Source organism: Alkalihalobacillus sp. FSL W8-0930 (genome assembly GCA_037965595.1).
GTDB lineage: Bacteria > Bacillota > Bacilli > Bacillales > Bacillaceae_D > Alkalicoccobacillus.
The window spans coordinates 1079381-1097066 of the sequence record CP150183.1 but is presented as its reverse complement, the minus strand read 5'-3'; the positions used below and the strand labels follow the sequence as shown (position 1 = coordinate 1097066).

The window sequence follows — 17686 nt, the reverse complement described above, 5'->3', positions numbered from 1 at the left end:
AACGGTAGAATCCGGTGCAAAAAAATATAAAAAGAGCCAATCTATCCATACGTACCCTGATGGAAAATACTAGATCCACTACAAGAGAAAGGATGAGCTCTTTCTTTTTCCTTTCTTAACTTGACGGCTATGGGGTACGGCCTCAGCCCCTTTCGCGAAAAAACGTCGCTACAGTGTCTTCACCACGTACTTTTCCGTAGGAGTGTCGGGTTCTCCTTCCGCTCATTTTTTCATAAACACGAATGGCGAATGATTCGCTAATTGAATCATTCGCCATTTCCTCATTTATTTTGAGTTTTAACCCAACCTCGTTTACTACCACCACACTTACATCTTACATCTGTTCTAGCTTTTCAAGATAAGGAGTTAAATCAACACCCATTTCATCTGCTAACCGTTTTCCTAAGTCAGCATCTGCGCGGTAGAAGTTACAGAGAAGCAATAGAACCGTTCGTTGTTCAACTGTCTGCCAGTCGGCAACAAGATTCTTCACTAATTGATCTTGAACTTCCTTGCTATGACGGCGATAGACTTGACCGGCCTGACCAAAATGGTTTGTCTTTTCAATCGGCTGTCTACCCCTTGTCTCTCCTTCATTCGGTGCCTTGTAGTCCATATGAAGCTCATCTTCCTTTGGCTCCGTTTCGTAGCGGTTTGGCTCATAGTTTACTGGACTCTTCTGCTGCTTAAATGGCATTGCACCATCTCGTTGATAGTTATCGACACTTGCAAACGGACAGTTGATCGGCAGCTGTAAGTAATTTGCTCCTATCCGGTAACGTTGTGTGTCAGAGTAAGAGAACAGGCGCCCTTGAAGTAATTTATCTTCTGATGGTTCAATACCCGGAACTACTACACCGGGATTAAATCCAACAGACTCTGTTTCAGAGAACACATCCTCAGGATTGCGGTTTAATGTCATGGTACCAACATGGTGATACGGGAAATCTTCTTCAAACCAATCCTTCGTTGCATCAAGCGGATCAAAGTCATAGTTATCCATGTCTGCAGGGTCTAGGATCTGCACGTAGAAGTCCCACTCAGGATAGTCACCATTCTCAATCGCATTGTACAAATCAACCGACGCATGGTTAAAGTCTTTTCCCTGCACCTCGGTTGCTTCTTCTGCGGATAGGTTACGCTGTCCTGCTTTAGGTACCCAGCGGAACTTTACATACACCGTATTTCCATATGCATTAATCCACTTAAATGCATGAACACTTGAACCACGCATTTCTCTATAACTCGCTGGAATCCCCTCATCTGTAAAGAGATGCATCATCATGTTTGTTGATTCAGGAGACAGTGACATGAAATCCCAGTAGCGGTTTGGATCTTGAACATTTGTACGCGGATCTGGCTTTAGTGAGTGAACCATATCCGGAAACTTAATCGCATCGCGGATAAAAAAGACTGGTAGATTGTTTCCGACAAAGTCCCAGTTTCCTTCCTCCGTGTAAAACTTCACAGAAAATCCACGTGGATCTCGTAGCGTTTCAGGTGAATGCTGACCATGAATTACTGTTGAAAATCGCACAAAAACAGGTGTTTCTGCGCCTTCATCTCGTAAAAACGCAGCTTTTGTGTAACGTCTCATACTATTGGCTACTTTAAATACGCCGTGAGCTCCTGCTCCACGAGCATGTACAACACGTTCTGGTACACGTTCTCTATCAAAGTGGGCAAGCTTTTCAATTAATTGATAGTCTTCAAGTAATGTCGGGCCCCTTCTGCCTGCTGTACGTGAGTTCTGATTGTCATAAATTGGTTGACCTTGATTCGTTGTTAGTTTCTTCACGGTAGACCCTCTCTTCATTTCGTTTTTAATAACGGTTATTAGATTATAATGATTATAATATAATAACTCTAGTAAACAGTCAAATGAAAAACTAGACTCTCTAGTTAAAACTGTTGAAACGTATTTCCTCTGCTTATCGGATAGGTGTCTTCGCCAGTTACAAAATTTACGATTCTCTGATTACGTTGGACAGCTAATTGCAAATTCGTAGCTCCTGTTCCGTGAGCATGCACAACGTTCGATAAAGCAAATACTTGAGCACCTCTTGGTTGCTTAAAGACAAGACGACCATCTAGCTCTACTTTAAATTCCTTATCGCTTTCCCATTCAAATTCATCCTTCATTTGTTCGATCCATTCTGGAATAGCGGGCTTATAACCTGTAGCTAAAACAATTTTCTCCGTATGATGTGTTAGATCTGAATCCGTTTGCCATTGATGGAATGTAAGATCATATGTCTTAGAATCCACCTGCTTAATCTCATTTAGCTCACACATAGCTTGAATGTGAGCTGGGCTATGAGGACTCTCAATCGAACGATGATAGAGTAGGTCATAAATATTCTTAAGTGTCTTTACTTGAATACCATTTCGAATACTCCCTAGTAATGGTAGAGCTTCTTTCCTTTTTGAATAGGGAAGCTCATGAAAGTACTCAACATACTCGGGAGAGAACATCTCTATTCCTAGTTTCCCTTCTTCCATCTGAAAGAAACCAGCCGAACGTGTAAACCAGCTTAATGAATAGCCAAAGCGCTCTTGATCATGAAGGAGGTCATAAAAAATCTCTGCCGCACTTTGACCTGACCCAACAATTGTGATTGAACCTGCTGACTTGAGCTCTTCAATGTTTTGTATGTACTTGCTCGAATGCACAAAATCTTCAGTTAACGATTCTTTAATTGCACCTGGTACAAGCGGTTCACTGCCTGTTCCCATTACGACATGACCTGCTGATAATATGTAGGTTTCATTTGTCTGTAAGTCTTCACAGGATACAAGATATTGTTCATTTCCTGAATCATACGTAACATCTGTTACATTCGTTGCAAAACGGCAATTTGACAGCTTTGCTGCAACCCACTGTAAGTATGCGTTGTATTCTTTTCTTGGTATATCAAATCGATTGAAAAAGTAAAAAGCATACAGCCTCTCCTGCTCGTGAAGATAATTTAAAAACGTATACTCACTCTTAGGGTTAGCGAACGTAACTAAGTCCGCTAAAAAAGGCACCTGTAGGTCTGTCATATCTAACAGCATTCCAGGATGCCATTGCATACTTGTATGTTTTTCAAGAAATAAACAATTTAGCTCGGTTCCTTCTTCAAGTAGCGCAGCCAGCCCTAAATTAAAAGGGCCGATGCCTACTCCAAGAACATCTATGTGTTCCTTTATCTGCAAGGTGATTCCTCCTATTTCATCAGGTTCCGGATCAGTTTGTGTGTAACGGGTCCTTGTTTATAGCGGATAGGTAGATCAAATGAGGTAGATTGCTTCACCATTCCTTTACGATGTGAAAATGTGAGAAAACTATCGTACCCGTGATATGCTCCGATTCCACTTGGTCCGGCTCCTCCAAAAGGAAGATATGGATTAGCTACATGCATGATGGTGTCATTTACACAGCCGCCACCAAACGAAAGCTCCTCTACGAATTGAGACTCAACCTCTTTACTTTCCGTAAACACATATAAAGCCAGCGGATTGGGTAGCTCTCGTATTCTGGTTTGTGCTTCAGCGGTAGAGGAATACGTAAGAACCGGCAAAACAGGTCCAAAAATTTCATCCTGCATGACAGCTGAATCCCACGTTACTCCAGATAAAACAGTTGGTGACAAGGCAAGCTCATCTCGTTTAAACTGTCCACCTACGAGAACGTCCCCGTCTTCAATAAACTCCACCAATCGGTCAAAATGCTTCTCACTGACAATGCGGGGATACTCACCTTTTTTCCACGGCTTTTTATATAGAGAGTTAATATGCTTCTCCAGCTTTTCAAGAAAAACATCCTTTACCGTTTCGTCCACTAACACATAATCTGGAGCAATACAGGTCTGACCGGCATTCAAAAATTTCCCCCAAGCAATTCGTTTGGCAGCAAGATCAAGCTTGGCATCACGGTGGACGATGGCTGGACTCTTGCCTCCAAGTTCAAGCGTATGAGGGGTAAGGTGTTTGGCTGCTGCTTCCATCACGACTTTTCCGACAGCAACACTACCTGTAAAGAAGATATAATCAAATGGCTCCTTTAACAGCTCTGTGCTAGTCTCAACAGCACCTTCTACAACAGCAATATAATCTTCATTAAAGGTTTCTCCAATGATTTCAGCAATAACAGCTGATGTATGGGGAGTGAGCTCTGATGGCTTCACCACCGCACAGTTCCCAGCAGCAATCGCTCCAATTAATGGGGCCATTGCGAGTTGGAATGGATAGTTCCACGGTGCAATTATTAACACAGAACCTCTTGGCTCATGAATGACATAGCTTTTAGAGCCCGTATGTGAGGGAGGTGTTTTGACTTTTTGTGGAGCCATCCATTCTTTTAAAGAGTTTTCTACGAGCGTAATCTCTGCATAAACAAAGCCAATTTCCGTTGTAAAAGCCTCTTCCTTTGATTTATTTAAATCTAATTTTAAAGCATGTAAAATACGGTTTTCTTTTTGTTTAATGACCTTTCTCAGCTTATCAAGCTGATGAAGTCTGAATTCCTCGGAACGTGTTGTGCCACTATAGAAGTACTGCTTCTGTTTTGTGCGTAGAACGTGATACAAGCGAATTCCTCCTTATTTTCGGCCGTAGTCTGCTTTAATTTCTCCCCAGTGCTTTGTTTCCCACTTAAGAATAGGATTTTTATATTGGTTTGTCGCAAGCCACTTTTCAGCTCGATCAATTAACATCCACATTTCTTCAGTTTTTATTGAACGCTCCAAGCTTGAATTGGCTTTCCGGTCCTTCACCCATTTGATCGCTGTTCTTGAGTCAGAATAGACGGGCGTCGTTGAATCATTACGTTCTTTTAAATAAGCGAGTCCGTGAACGATTGCTAGAAACTCTCCCATATTGTTTGTACCGATATGTATTTCTCCGTGGGAGAAAAGAATTTCACCTGTCTTGGTATCAACACCTTTATATTCAACTATACCCGGATTTCCCCTTGATCCAACATCTACGGAGATACTTTCCCAGATTATTTTATCTTTGCTTACTGGAGCTTCCGTTTTTTTTCTAAAGCTAGTTGATTTTGTTGTTTTAGCTGTTGTTGAACCTGGTTTTGAATGAAACGCCGCTTCTGCTTCCGCTTTTGATGGGAAGGATTTAAATCTTGCCCCAGGAAACCCCTTCACCTGAGCCTCACATGCTGCCCAGCTTGTATAGATTCCTGGTTGGATTCCCTTCCACACTACGTAAAACTTACCTTTTGCCAAAATATCCACCTTCTCTTTGTATGAAATCAGTTAATAAACCCAATACTAATGTTATCTCTAGTGTAACCCAAAATGTGATAGGAGGCTGTTCATATGCATAAGCGTGATCCACAAAAAAATAAAGCATTAACAAATAACCAAACACCTACTGAAACCCTTTTTAATCAAGAGGTAGCAAGTGAGTTAGTTGATAATGGTGGAAACACATCAAATCACAAACAATCAAAGAAGTCAGAGTCAAGCGAATCTTAAGGTTCGCTCTCAATTGTCTATGAAACCATGAAAGATTGGAGAGAGTATAATGGAGGTCTTACTTAATCGTAAAGATGAAAAGAGACAAGCCGGAGAATTAATTTATGCTAAAAATAAACATCTTTATGCCTTACTTGAAGATGAAGACGAACGTTTTTCCTACCTGCTAGTGTCATTAACTGAATTTAAGATCATTCAATACTATGATGACTTACCAACAAACGATGAGATCACGTATGATATAGAAGATGAGATCGAAAGCGTCCATCACCATACGCAATCAAAAATCACCTTCGCATAAAAAACGAGGGTGGCCCATGTCTGGGTACCACCCTCGTATATCAACTCAATTACTGTGATTGTTCTTGTTCTGCTTCAAGCTCTTGCTCTTCATACCAATCATCTAAAACCTTTGCATCGAGAATGCGAGATTGAATGTAAGCAGCTTGTTTTTGTGTAAACAACTCAGTCCATTTATACTTAAAATCCTCGGCTACACGCACAAAGGTTAAAAGCTCCTGCCAAGCAACATATCGCTTATACCAGAAAAACTGTGGTTGTTCTGTCATATAAGGGTAAAGGTCATCAAACTCCGTATGCTTACAGTCAATTGTACGCTCAAATTGAATTTTCGCATGTTCCAATCTTTCTTTGAAGTACGTCTCGTTGTGATTGACTTCCATCTATGTCCCCTCCTAATGATGCAGCAAGTCATATCTTAGCTACACCTTTTTGCTAGTATATCATGGTTCGATCTTTTGCTAAATGTTCCTGCTTAAAGTATTGAAAAATCTTCACAAATTTATAAGAATTGCGCACGTTCCTCTTTAGTAGGTAGACGACAGGATTCACTTTTCCCAAAGAAATGATGGCGATACTTTGCCACAAGTTGGTAGCAGGCTTTTCTCAAAGCTGGAGGAAGAATGTATGCAACTTTAAAGATCTTCCAACGAAGAGGTAAGTGAGAAATAATCTTTAGAACTCCACGATCATGAGTATAGGCGCGACCATTTTCAATGAGTATCATTGAATCTACATCTTCTCCAATTGAGTACTTTTCCATTAGCGTTTGACCAATTTCAGATTGAATTGAGGCAAAATGAAAATAGCGATGTTTATCTCGTTTTATGATGAAATCTACACCTTTATTACATAAATTGCATACTCCATCAAATAAAATAATACTTTTATCCGTCTCCACGTTCATCACCTTCCACTAATGTCTGGCTTTGCTAGTTTTAGTTTAACAGATCATTCATTTTCCCCCAATATACATTTGTTTCTTACTGATCAAGACCTATGATAAAATCCTCAACAAATCTCACATTCTTACATAGTAGATAAGCGTTCCGACCCTTTTTTTACGGGTAATATCTTGTTAAAATGGAGCCTAATGAGTATTTCTATGAAAAGTTGGTGAGTCTATGTTTTCAAATGCAGAGATTGGTATTGATTTAGGAACTGCAAATATTCTTGTTTATAGTAAAGACAAAGGCATTATATTAAATGAGCCTTCAGTAGTGGCTCTTAATACAGAAACTCGTGACGTTCTTGCAGTAGGTGCAGAGGCAAAAAGTATGGTTGGTAAAACACCTTCTCATATCGTTGCTGTTCGCCCATTACGTGATGGCGTTATTGCAGATTTTGACGTAACAAGCAGTATGTTAAAAGCAATTATGAAAAAAGCTAGCAAACAAATTGGAACGCTAAGAAAACCAAATGTTGTTGTTTGTGCACCATCAGGCTCAACGTCTGTAGAGCGTCGTGCAATCTTAGATGCTGTTCGTAGCTGTGGCGCTAAAAATGTTCATGTCATTGAAGAGCCTGTTGCAGCTGCAATTGGTGCTGACCTACCCGTTGAAGAGCCTACAGCAAACGTTGTAGTTGACATCGGTGGAGGTACAACGGAAGTAGCAATTATTTCGTTTGGCGGGGTTGTATCATGTAACTCTGTACGTATTGGTGGGGACAAGCTTGACGAAGCAATCATCCAGCATGTTCGCAAGCAATATAACGTTTTAATTGGTGAACGCACTGCGGAACAAATCAAGATGGAGATTGGCTATGCACCAATTGACCACGAAATCTTGAGTATGGAAGTTCGAGGTCGTGATCTTGTGAACGGACTCCCTAAAACGGTTGCCTTACAATCAGATGAGGTACGCCATGCAATTAGTGAGCACTTACTTCAAATTCTTGAAGCTGTTCGTTCTACACTTGAAGATTGTCCTCCAGAATTAAGTGGAGATATCGTGGACCGTGGCGTTCTAATTACTGGTGGCGGAGCATTGCTTAAAGGAATACAGGACTGGTTATCTAATGAAATCTCTGTTCCTGTGCACATAGCACCTAATCCTCTTGAATCAGTAGCAATTGGTACTGGACGCTCTTTGAAATTTATTGATAAATTACAAAAAGCAACGGTGTAACTAAGAAATAAGGCGAATGTCCATGTGGGCCATTCGCCTTTTCTTTGTTTACTTGTACCGTTTTCTTCTTCGATATGCTTCAATCGTTTCCATCTCTAAATTCAATTCGATTTCCATATCAACCAAATCTTGAGTTGTTACGATTGGATCATTCTCCGACCATCTAACATAGTAAACAAAATAATAGCCATTTATTTTGCAAAAAATGACTGGCGATTCAGAGAAACGATCATAAATGGCCTTCATCTTTCCTCTTTTTTGATAGGAATAGGAAATAAGCTTCATATGCATTCCTCCACTCATTCCTCTATTCCCCTAGTATTCGCCACCTTAACCTTAAAAACGGCAAGATTTATTTCCCAGGAAAACTAACAGTGCTTCATATGGATTTTAAAGGTTTTTTTGTTTAATGGTGGATTTCGTGTTTGGTTAATGAATCTGCCCGAACAGATTCAATTGGCTTCACCTCATCACGATTTGCCAAAAATTCCGGTCTCGGATCTTGCCCTGAGTAAGGCTTCCCTATAATATTCTTAATCGAATTAAATACGAAAAACACATTACTCCTTGGGTAAGGGGAGAGATTCCCATTTGACCCGTGCATCGTATTACATTCAAAAAATAACACCGAACCAGCTGGACCAGTCGCACGATCAATTCGACCACCTGCTTCTTCTGTTAACCAGCTTAAGCTATCGTTGTCTGGAGTCCCTGCTTCTTGCTTTTGTAGAGATGATTTAAAGTTGGCGTCTGGAGTTGTCCCAGCACAAGACACATACCACTTATGGGAGCCCGGAATCAGCATTAACGGTCCATTAAACTCATAATTATCCGTTAAGATAATCGAGCAGCTCACCGCGCGCATATGCTGCATCCCATCCTCCACGTGCCATGTTTCAAAGTCAGAATGCCAATAAAATTCTTTTCCTTTAAAACCAGGCTTGAAATTAATACGAGATTGGTTAATGTATACCTGACTTCCTAGCAACTGCTCGGCAATTTTAACAATGCGCTCATTCTTAGACAACAATTCAAAGAAACCGCTGTCTTTATGGATTTCAAAAACGGAGCGAATCTCGTTGCTGCCAGGCTCTTTAATAACATCTGCTGAATCTCTTGATTGATTTTCTTTTATCGTCTTTTCTAATTCTTTTTTCATTAACTCTACTTCTTCATCCGTAAATAGCTTCTCAATCATTAAGTATCCATTTTCTTCATAGGAAGTTAACTCAGTTTGCTTTAATGGACCATTTCCTCCATTTGAATGGATGATTGGATCCTTTCTTTCTTTTATCGTTGCCTTGCTGCTTACCCTTGAGGGATATAAATCAATGTTCATGTCCATTTCACTTACCTCCTAGTACGGTTCCCGAGTATTTATTTGACTTTCCTCACGATTCTGTCGGCTTCTCGGTGCTAATTCACTATTCGAAAGTTTCAATGTGGTCTTCGCGCCTAAAACAAGTGCGAGCGCCAACACATGCTCATTGAGCCATCCCTCCTAATCTTGGTTACACTGTATACAAAACCCTTCTAAAACAGTTGTTAAACATCGTTTTTTTTATAAAATGCTGTAAGTGCGCTCATGCCGGTAAAAATTCATCAAAAAAACCTGTCTGGAAATCCAGACAGGTCTGTAATATGAATTAATCTTCGATGACTTTCTTTTTGAAAATACCTAGAAGGATGGCCGTTAGGATTGCTCCTAGAACTACAGCTAGTAGGTAAAAGAGTGCATATGGAACCCAATTTTCTCCTTGGTTAACAAGAGGGAATACAAAGATACCACCGTGTGGAGCTGGAAGTAACACTCCGAAAAATGCTGTCAATCCACCTGCTAAGGCAGAACCAGCTACTGCGGCTGGTATCACTCGAAGTGGATCCGCTGCAGCGAATGGAATTGCACCTTCTGTAATAAAGGACAAACCAAGCAGATAGTTTGTTGGACCAGATTGACGATCCTTTTTAGAGAACTTACTACGGAAGAACGTTGTAGCAAGGGCAATCCCGATTGGTGGAGCCATACCCCCAGCCATTACAGCTGCGTGTGGAGCAAGGTTACCAGCGTCGATCATCGCAATACCAAAGGTAAATGCGGCTTTGTTCACTGGACCACCCATGTCAACTGCCATCATTCCACCTAGTACAACACCTAGAATAATCATATTTGCTGTTCCTAAACCATTTAACCAGCTTTGTAATCCTAAGTTTACACTTGCAAGCGGAGTAACAATTAAAAGCATGATCGTACCTGTAATTAAAAGGTTAAGAACAGGCGTAAATAAAATGTTTCCAATACCAGATAGAACCTGTGGTAATTTATTAATTAATTGACGTACAAGTAATGCAATATAACCAGCTAAGAAACCAGCGATTAAACCTCCAAGGAAACCTGCTTCTCCGGTCATCGCAATCGTACCAGCTACTAAACCAGGCGCAAAACCAGGACGATCTGCAATACTCATTGCTATAAAAGCAGCTAGAACAGGAACTAGTAAACCGAATGCCCCGTTTCCACCACCTATAGCGTTAAGCATTTCTGCAATAACACCCTCCTGCTCATATCCACCAATTAAAAACGACAACGCAATTAAAATCCCGCCACCGATAACAAATGGTAGCATGTTGGATACACCGTTCATGATGTGCTTATAAATGTTTAGACCCTTTTTCTCAGACTCGGAAGAATCGTCACTACTTGATCCGCCAGTCGCTTGATAGATTGGTGCATTTTCTGACATAGCACGATCGATCAGATCTTTAGGCTTGCGCACACCATCAGCTACTGGTGCTTGAATAACCTTTTTACCTGCAAATCGAGTCATTTCAATTTTTGTATCGGCTGCAACGATAATGGCATCAGCTGCTTCGATTTCAGCGGCTGTTAGCTTGTTTTTCACTCCGCCTGAACCATTTGTTTCTACTTTAATAGTATAGCCTAACTCTGCTGCTTTGTTTTTTAGGGCATCTGCTGCCATATACGTGTGTGCAATCCCAGTCGGGCAGCCAGTAACACCTAAGATTTGAGGGCTGTCAGATGCTTTTACAGCTGAAGATTGTGATTCGTTTTGTTTTGCAGCTTCGGCTTCTGCCTCTGCTGCTTCTTCAGCTTCCTTTTCCGCATCCTTTTGATCAATAGCAGCTAAGATTTCATCTTCACTAGAAGCGTTTAAAATCGTTTGACGGAAGCTGTCATCCATTAAGAATGTTGTTAAACGAGATAGCGTGGCTAAGTGCTCGTTGTTTGCTCCTTCACTTGCTGCGATCATAAAGAACAATTGGCTCGGTTGCCCATCAAGTGCTTCGTAATCAATACCTGCCGTTGAGCGACCAAAGCCGATTGCTGGTGTGCGGACAGCTGCTGTTTTTGCGTGAGGAATAGCAATCCCTTCACCTAAACCCGTTGTACTTTGTGCTTCTCTGGCAAGAATTGCTTCTTTGTATGCTTGTTTATCTTTTAAGCGACCCGCTTGATCAAGCTTTGTAATGAGCTCATCGATGACTGTTTCCTTCGTTGTCGCTTTTAGATCTAAAATCATTGTATCTTTTTTTAGTAGTTCTGAGATCTTCATAAAGATCCACCTTTCCCCCAAATATGCTCTCTTTTTTTGTAATTAGAGTGTTGATACGTTTACTTGGTTCATTAATTCTTTCACGTGTGATAACTCACAGAACCCTTTTGAGAAGGCTGTTGAGCTACCTGAAGATACGGCAAAACGGAATGCATCCTCTAGTGGTAATTCATCCATGCTCGCTGCTATAAATCCAGCAAGTGTTGAATCTCCTGCTCCAACGGAGTTTACAACCGTACCCTTTGGAGTTGTAGCAAAAAGAGTTTTTTCCTTTGTTCCAAGAATGGCTCCGTCACCAGCAAATGTGACAAATACATAGTCAATGCCCTTTTCAACAAGCTGTCTTACGTAAGGAACGGCTTGCTCAGGTGTTTGAATATCTGCTCCAACTAGCTCAGAAAGCTCATGATGATTCGGCTTAATGAACGTTGGTGCCGCTTCAACCGCATCGGCAAATGGTTCACCACTTGTATCAAGAAAGACGTTAACACCGTTTTCTTTTACTTGTTTAATCCAGTCTGTGTAGATAGATGTAGGCAGTGTTCCAGGAACACTGCCTGCAAGCACTAGTGTGTCACCCTTTTTAAGCTGATCAAGCTGGCTAACGAGCTCTGCTACATTTTGCTCTGTCACTTCAGGCGACGTACCATTTAACTCTGTTTCGTCTTCTGTTGCCTTCATTTTAATGTTAATGCGCGTATCTCCATTAACCTCAACAAAGCTTGTTTCAATCTTTTCTTCTTGCAACGTATTAATGATGTAGTCACCTGTAAATCCACCAATAAAACCAAGTGTTTGACTATTATGTCCTAGTCGTTTTAATACACGTGATACGTTAATGCCTTTCCCTCCAGGTGCTTTATGCTCTTTCCTGGATCGGTTCACATGACCTGGCTTTAGGTCATCCAACTCCACAAAGTAATCAACAGCCGGGTTTAGTGTGACCGTGTATATCATATTGCAACCACCTTTATGTCTACTATTTCTTTATACGTGTTCTGAACATGATCCTCGAGATGAGAACTTGTTAAAAGCGTCACATCTTTTAATTCAGCAAATTTGGCGAAGGACACTTCTCCAAATTTCGAATGGTCTGCTACCACGTAGCTTTGTCTAGAACGACTCTTTGCATACGTTTTTACAAAGGCTTCTTGAGGATCTGGTGTTGTACATCCGTCTTCCGGTGTAATTCCATTCGCTCCTAGGAATGCGCAATCAAAACGGAACGATTCAAGCGTTTCAATGGCACTACGTCCAATAAAAGCACGTGTGCCTGGCTTTACTTGACCACCTACAACATGCGTCTCAATTCCAGCCTCTACAAGCTCAACCACATTTGACAACCCATTCGTCACGACAACGACTTGTTTCTCTTTTAAAAATGGAATCATTTCAAGCGTTGTTGTTCCAGCATCCAAGAAAATACAGTCACCCTTTTCAACGAATGTTGACGCGAATTGAGCAATTTGACGTTTTTCTTGAATGTTTTTGGAAGATTTCTCAGCGATGGTCGGCTCAAGTCGCTTCTTTTGAAGAAGTGTTGCCCCTCCATGTATGCGCTTTAATTTCTTTCCACTTTCCAATTCTGTTAGATCTCTGCGTATGGTAGACTCCGAAGATCCGGTTAAATCTACAAGTTCATTCAGCTTTACCGTATGTTTCTCTTTTAAAACGTTCATGATCATTGCTTGACGTTCCACAGTAAGCATAATGCACACTCCTATCTCTCGTCGAAATTAGTATACCCTTTTAAACAGTCATAATCAATCAAAATTATTCAAAAACACTCATTGTCATAATTTTCATCCAAGTTCACATAAAAACAAAGTGGTTCAGAGTGAAACCACTTTGTTTACGATCTATTCTTTTAGTCCTTCTACTAGTTCAGACAGCTCTGTCCAACGATCCATTGCCGCCTCCAGCTCACTTTCAAGCTGTTGCTTTTCAGCAAGGCGTTTTTCTATTTCGGTATAGTCACTTCCAGCCGCTTCAATTGCTTGTTCAACCTCGGTTATTTTTTGTTCGAGGTCTTCCATTTTTCCTTCAATGCTTTCCCAATCTTGCTTTTCTTTATAGGTGAGTCTGCGAGATTGTTGAGTCTTTACTTTACCTTTTGAGTTTGTTTCAGCAGCTACCGAGATCTGGCTAGCCTCTTGTTCTTGCTTTTGCTTCAGAAACTCGGAGTAATCTCCTTGAAAACGTTCAACGTTTCCATCACCATTCAGATAAAGGAGATGATCCACAACTTTATCTAAGAAATAGCGATCGTGCGATACGGTAATAACTACGCCTGGAAACTGATCAATGTAATCCTCTAATACAGAAAGTGTTTGAATGTCTAAGTCATTTGTCGGCTCATCCAAAAAGAGTACATTTGGTTCGCCCATCAATACCTTTAATAGATAAAGACGACGCTTCTCCCCGCCTGATAGTCGTCTGATATACGTCCATTGCATACTTCTTGGGAAAAGGAAACGTTCGAGCATTTGCTCAGCCGTGACATTTTGCCCATCCGCTGTATACACAACCTCAGCCACTTCCTTAATATATTCAATAACTTTCAGCTCCCCATCAATCTCTTGATCATCCTGGGTGTAGTATCCGATCTTAACGGTTGATCCCCTACTAACTTCTCCTGTATCAGCCGCAATTCTTCCAGCCATGATATTCAGAAGCGTGGTTTTGCCTGTACCGTTTGATCCAATGATACCAAGTCTTTGATGTGGAACGACTAAATAATCAACATCGCGGAAAAGTACACGGTTCTTATATGACTTTCCAACCTGTTTAAGCTCTATAACATCATTGCCTAGGCGATCTGAGCCAATCGAGAAATCAAGATCTTGTTTTTTACTAAGGCCGGCCTCGTCTCTGAGGCCTTCTGCCCGCTGTACTCGCGCTTTTTGTTTCGTTGTTCTGGCTTTAGCTCCTCGTCTTAACCATTCAAGCTCACGTCTAAGAAGATTTTGGCGCTTACTTTCTGCCACTTGCTCCATCTCTTCGCGTTCTGCTCGTTTCTGCAGATAGGTTTCAAAGTTTCCTTCATATTGGAAGAGTTTGCCCTGGTCAAGCTCATACATTTGATTTGTTACACGATTTAGAAAGTAGCGATCGTGCGTAATAATAATTAGCGCCCCTTTATAGTTCGCCAAATATCCTTCTAACCATTCAACGGTTTCGTGATCTAAGTGGTTGGTCGGTTCATCAAGTAATAACAGATCTGCGGGGCGAATTAATGCTTCTGCGATGGCCACACGTTTTTTCTGTCCACCAGAAAGCGAGCCAATCTTTTGACTAACATCGCGAATCCCTAGCTTGGAAAGAATCGTTTTAGCCGTTGTATTGGCTTCCCATGCAGATTCCTGGTCCATTTTCTGTTGAGCAGTCATGAAGCGATTTTGAACCTTTTCACTTTCTGGTTGTTTTTCAAGATCAATCAGGGCTTGTTCGTACGCTCGCATTGCCTTCATGATGACGGATTCCCCATAATAAATTTGCTCTAATATCGTCCGATTCTCTGTTAAATCCGGTTGCTGAGGCAAATATGTAACGGAAAAGTCATTCGAATGAAAAAGATTAACCTCTTCTGCCCCTTCAAGTCCAGCAAGTACTTTTAGTAATGTTGACTTCCCTGTTCCATTTACACCAATTAGGCCGATTCGCTCTTTTTCTTCTATAGTAAAGGAAAGGTGGTCAAATAACGTTTTCTCTCCAAATGTTTTATGCAGGTTTTCAACACGCAAGATGCTCATCTATGCTCCTGCCTCCTTTTACTTATACGGTACGGGCTGATAAAAATAATTCGGTAACACTCTATCATCCTTATACCCTTTTCTAAAAATATGTGTAGTAGCAGGACTAATGGGTGGGATCAGCCATGACCATTTCCCCGTAACCTTTCTACCTATATCCTGCTCTCTCTTTTCAAAACGCTCAAACTGTTTAGCAGCCGTATGATGGTCAACAATACTTACACCTGCCTGTTTGAACGAAAACAAAACAGCCTTATTTAATTCAATTAACGCCTCATCACGCCAAAGTGTATATTCTCTTGACCTGTCCAAATGAAACACCTCAGCTACACGGGGCAGCATATTATAACGGTCGGTGTCCGCAAGATTCCGCGCACCAATTTCCGTTCCCATATACCATCCATTAAAAGGCGCAGCAGTGTATTCAATTCCTCCAATCACTAGCTTCATATCAGAAATAATAGGAAGGGCATACCACTTTAATTCAAGCGATTTAAACGAAGGATTTGTTGGGTGAGTTAAAGGCACCTCTAAAATGAGTTCATCTGGGATGGGGAATAGTGACGGTCGATTTTCTCCAAGCTGTATCACTAACGGGAGGATATCAAATGAACTCCCTTTACCTTCCCATCCAAGCTTTTGACAAACGTTTGTAAAATCTACGGAAGCTGGGTCTCCTATTATTGTACCATCTTCAGCCACATAGCCTGCATAACGAATAAGTTGATGATTCCATATGCGGATCTTCCCCTTTTTATGAGTAGGGTAAAAAGCCGTTAAGTAAGGGACGATACTGCCGCTGTTAGTTGCTTTTTTAATATGATCAAACAGTGCACGAGCCATCGATTCCTCATCGTTACACTCTCTGGCATCAATAACCTTTAACGTTTCCCAGAAGAAGCGTCCAATGCAGCGATTGCTGTTACGCCAAGCCATCCTCGCTCCATGTATTAATTCTTCATATGTATGGGTGTATTCACCTGATTGTTGAATTTCATCCTTCACTTGATTTAATCGATCAAGGAGTTCATCTTTCGTTTTCCCTAATTCACTATAACACTGATTGAGAAAATCTTCTGCTTGATCATACCTTTCACTTTGGTCGTTCATCATCCCTTACCTCCTTAAAAAAAACTGTGCATTCACCTAGGGTGTCCGCACAGCCATTCGTCTATCAACGTTATTTTAAAAGCTTTTTGATCTCAGGTTCAATCTTCTCAGGCTTTGTTGTAGGGGCGAAACGCTCAATTACTTCCCCTTGCTGGTTCACAAGGAATTTTGTGAAATTCCATTTTACATCAGAACCAATTGTGCCTTTTTTCTCTTTTTTAAGATATTGATAAAGAGGGTGTGCGTCGCTTCCATTCACATCAACCTTTGCAAATAAAGGAAAGCTTACACCAAAATTAACCTTACACACGTTTTCCATTTCATCATCTTCAACAGGCTCTTGATTCATGAATTGGTTGCACGGAAAGCCTAGCACTTCAAACCCTTGGTCTGCATATTCTTGATGAAGCTTTTCCAGACCGTCAAACTGTGGTGCAAACCCACATTTTGTAGCGGTATTCACAATTAGTAATGCTTTACCCTCATACTTAGACAGTTGAATTTCTTCCCCTTTGGAAGACTTCACTGAGAAATCATAGACAGACATACGCTAACCTCCTGTAATCAAGTATCTGTCTGCATTATACCGCTTAATTACGTGCTCGCCTACTTTTGTGCTTATAGCTTCTCTCGTCTCGCAAAATTAACAAAGCGGAACTTATCAGGTCGGTGCCTTGATTCAGTATATTGGAAAATCCGTGCGTCATCTAAGTAAGTTCTCCCGCGAACAACAACGATGTTTTGGAATCCTTCCATGTCTAGTAGTTCAAGATCCTCTTCCGTCGGTTCTTCTACTACAATCTCTTTCTTTGCAAAGCTAATCACAAGTCCAAGCGTTCCTTCTATATATTCATAGATTGAGCTCTCACTTATTTTCGCTGTAAGACCTGGTACTACGGATTGAACAAGGTCATCCTTATCTAAGATGACCCGTTCCCCATCAACCTTACGTACGCGTTTGATACGCAAGGCCTTTTGTTCACTTGTTAGCTGCAGCTTGTCCTGTAAATCAAGATCAGGAGTTATCTCATTAAATGCAACAACTTTTGTTTCTACATCCATACTCATGCGTTCGCTCAGCTCTTTAAAGCTTGATACACCCGAAAAAGGAAAATCAATCTTAGATCGATCGAGTACGACCGATCCTTTTCCTTGTATTTTTTGAATATACCCACGCTCTGATAATAGCTTTAATGCCTTTCGAATGGTCTCCCTCGAGGCATCGTAGGTTTTAACTAGCTCTAATTCTGATGGAAGAAGCTCTTTTGGCTTCCACTTCCCTGTTTGAATCTGGTTTGCCAGCTCCTCGTATACCCATTGGAATTTGCTTTTCAACACAAACACCG

General features: G+C 41.0%; 18 protein-coding genes. 3 read left to right on the top strand and 15 right to left on the bottom strand.

The window, feature by feature from the left end:
* Positions 1–334: 334 nt before the first annotated feature.
* From NSQ54_05765 to NSQ54_05750, 4 genes are all read right to left on the bottom strand, one after another.
* A complete protein-coding gene (locus NSQ54_05765; GenBank protein ID WYP27615.1) occupies positions 335–1816 on the bottom strand; it encodes a catalase in 1482 nt (493 codons plus the stop codon).
* 86 nt (positions 1817–1902) lie between these two features.
* On the bottom strand, positions 1903–3192 hold the full coding sequence (locus NSQ54_05760; GenBank protein ID WYP28504.1) for a SidA/IucD/PvdA family monooxygenase: 1290 nt from the start codon (positions 3190–3192) through the stop codon (positions 1903–1905).
* Positions 3193–3209: 17 nt separating this feature from the next.
* On the bottom strand, positions 3210–4571 hold the full coding sequence (locus tag NSQ54_05755; protein ID WYP27614.1) for an aldehyde dehydrogenase: 1362 nt from the start codon (positions 4569–4571) through the stop codon (positions 3210–3212).
* A gap of 12 nt (positions 4572–4583) precedes the next feature.
* Complete coding sequence (locus NSQ54_05750) at positions 4584–5225, bottom strand: ribonuclease H family protein (GenBank protein ID WYP27613.1); 642 nt, start codon at positions 5223–5225, stop codon at positions 4584–4586.
* Between the two features lie 93 nt (positions 5226–5318).
* On the opposite strand from NSQ54_05750, the gene NSQ54_05745 reads away from it, so the two are divergent.
* Both NSQ54_05745 and NSQ54_05740 read left to right on the top strand, forming a co-directional pair.
* Complete coding sequence (locus NSQ54_05745; GenBank protein ID WYP27612.1) at positions 5319–5477, top strand: hypothetical protein; 159 nt, start codon at positions 5319–5321, stop codon at positions 5475–5477.
* Between the two features lie 49 nt (positions 5478–5526).
* The gene (locus NSQ54_05740; GenBank protein ID WYP27611.1) at positions 5527–5778 is read left to right on the top strand and encodes a hypothetical protein; all 252 of its coding nucleotides are present in this window, start codon (positions 5527–5529) and stop codon (positions 5776–5778) included.
* A gap of 49 nt (positions 5779–5827) precedes the next feature.
* Here the strand turns inward: NSQ54_05740 and NSQ54_05735 are convergent, their stop codons facing one another.
* Both NSQ54_05735 and NSQ54_05730 read right to left on the bottom strand, forming a co-directional pair.
* Positions 5828–6160, bottom strand: a complete 333-nt coding sequence (locus NSQ54_05735) for a hypothetical protein (GenBank protein ID WYP27610.1) — start codon at positions 6158–6160, stop codon at positions 5828–5830.
* 119 nt (positions 6161–6279) lie between these two features.
* Positions 6280–6678 carry a thiol-disulfide oxidoreductase DCC family protein gene (locus tag NSQ54_05730; protein WYP27609.1) on the bottom strand — a complete coding sequence of 133 codons (399 nt, stop codon included), beginning with the start codon at positions 6676–6678 and terminating at the stop codon, positions 6280–6282.
* A gap of 223 nt (positions 6679–6901) precedes the next feature.
* Here NSQ54_05730 and mreBH point away from each other — a divergent pair, with 223 nt between their 5' ends.
* On the top strand, positions 6902–7906 hold the full coding sequence (gene mreBH / locus NSQ54_05725) for a rod-share determining protein MreBH (GenBank protein ID WYP27608.1): 1005 nt from the start codon (positions 6902–6904) through the stop codon (positions 7904–7906).
* Between the two features lie 48 nt (positions 7907–7954).
* Here the strand turns inward: mreBH and NSQ54_05720 are convergent, their stop codons facing one another.
* The 9 genes from NSQ54_05720 to treR all read right to left on the bottom strand — a co-directional run bounded on the left by NSQ54_05720 (position 7955) and on the right by treR (position 17678).
* A complete protein-coding gene (locus NSQ54_05720) occupies positions 7955–8209 on the bottom strand; it encodes a hypothetical protein (protein WYP27607.1) in 255 nt (84 codons plus the stop codon).
* Positions 8210–8312: 103 nt separating this feature from the next.
* Positions 8313–9245 (bottom strand): ectoine hydroxylase, encoded by a 933-nt coding sequence (gene thpD, locus NSQ54_05715; GenBank protein WYP28503.1) that lies wholly within the window; start codon positions 9243–9245, stop codon positions 8313–8315.
* 307 nt (positions 9246–9552) lie between these two features.
* Positions 9553–11478 carry a fructose-specific PTS transporter subunit EIIC gene (locus tag NSQ54_05710; protein ID WYP27606.1) on the bottom strand — a complete coding sequence of 642 codons (1926 nt, stop codon included), beginning with the start codon at positions 11476–11478 and terminating at the stop codon, positions 9553–9555.
* A gap of 42 nt (positions 11479–11520) precedes the next feature.
* Entirely contained in the window at positions 11521–12435 is a 915-nt protein-coding gene (gene pfkB / locus NSQ54_05705) for a 1-phosphofructokinase (protein WYP27605.1), read from the bottom strand.
* Positions 12432–13187, bottom strand: a complete 756-nt coding sequence (locus NSQ54_05700) for a DeoR/GlpR family DNA-binding transcription regulator (GenBank protein ID WYP27604.1) — start codon at positions 13185–13187, stop codon at positions 12432–12434. Before NSQ54_05700 ends, pfkB begins: the two co-directional genes overlap by 4 nt.
* A 150-nt stretch (positions 13188–13337) precedes the next feature.
* A complete protein-coding gene (locus tag NSQ54_05695) occupies positions 13338–15230 on the bottom strand; it encodes an ABC-F family ATP-binding cassette domain-containing protein (protein WYP27603.1) in 1893 nt (630 codons plus the stop codon).
* A gap of 18 nt (positions 15231–15248) precedes the next feature.
* Positions 15249–16340: a nitric oxide synthase oxygenase gene (locus NSQ54_05690; protein ID WYP28502.1), complete on the bottom strand. Its 1092-nt coding sequence runs from the start codon at positions 16338–16340 to the stop codon at positions 15249–15251.
* Positions 16341–16410: 70 nt separating this feature from the next.
* Positions 16411–16887: a glutathione peroxidase gene (locus NSQ54_05685; protein WYP27602.1), complete on the bottom strand. Its 477-nt coding sequence runs from the start codon at positions 16885–16887 to the stop codon at positions 16411–16413.
* Between the two features lie 71 nt (positions 16888–16958).
* On the bottom strand, positions 16959–17678 hold the full coding sequence (treR, locus tag NSQ54_05680; GenBank protein WYP27601.1) for a trehalose operon repressor: 720 nt from the start codon (positions 17676–17678) through the stop codon (positions 16959–16961).
* Positions 17679–17686: the final 8 nt, after the last annotated feature.

Coding starts and splice junctions, on each gene's coding strand:
- NSQ54_05765 (WYP27615.1), bottom strand. CDS start 1,816: ATGAAGAGAGGGTCTACCGTGAAGAAACTAACAACGAATCAAGGTCAA.
- NSQ54_05745 (WYP27612.1), top strand. CDS start 5,319: ATGCATAAGCGTGATCCACAAAAAAATAAAGCATTAACAAATAACCAA.
- NSQ54_05740 (WYP27611.1), top strand. CDS start 5,527: ATGGAGGTCTTACTTAATCGTAAAGATGAAAAGAGACAAGCCGGAGAA.
- NSQ54_05735 (WYP27610.1), bottom strand. CDS start 6,160: ATGGAAGTCAATCACAACGAGACGTACTTCAAAGAAAGATTGGAACAT.
- mreBH (WYP27608.1), top strand. CDS start 6,902: ATGTTTTCAAATGCAGAGATTGGTATTGATTTAGGAACTGCAAATATT.
- NSQ54_05720 (WYP27607.1), bottom strand. CDS start 8,209: ATGAGTGGAGGAATGCATATGAAGCTTATTTCCTATTCCTATCAAAAA.
- thpD (WYP28503.1), bottom strand. CDS start 9,245: ATGAACATTGATTTATATCCCTCAAGGGTAAGCAGCAAGGCAACGATA.
- NSQ54_05710 (WYP27606.1), bottom strand. CDS start 11,478: ATGAAGATCTCAGAACTACTAAAAAAAGATACAATGATTTTAGATCTA.
- pfkB (WYP27605.1), bottom strand. CDS start 12,435: ATGATATACACGGTCACACTAAACCCGGCTGTTGATTACTTTGTGGAG.
- NSQ54_05700 (WYP27604.1), bottom strand. CDS start 13,187: ATGCTTACTGTGGAACGTCAAGCAATGATCATGAACGTTTTAAAAGAG.
- NSQ54_05695 (WYP27603.1), bottom strand. CDS start 15,230: ATGAGCATCTTGCGTGTTGAAAACCTGCATAAAACATTTGGAGAGAAA.
- NSQ54_05690 (WYP28502.1), bottom strand. CDS start 16,340: ATGAACGACCAAAGTGAAAGGTATGATCAAGCAGAAGATTTTCTCAAT.
- NSQ54_05685 (WYP27602.1), bottom strand. CDS start 16,887: ATGTCTGTCTATGATTTCTCAGTGAAGTCTTCCAAAGGGGAAGAAATT.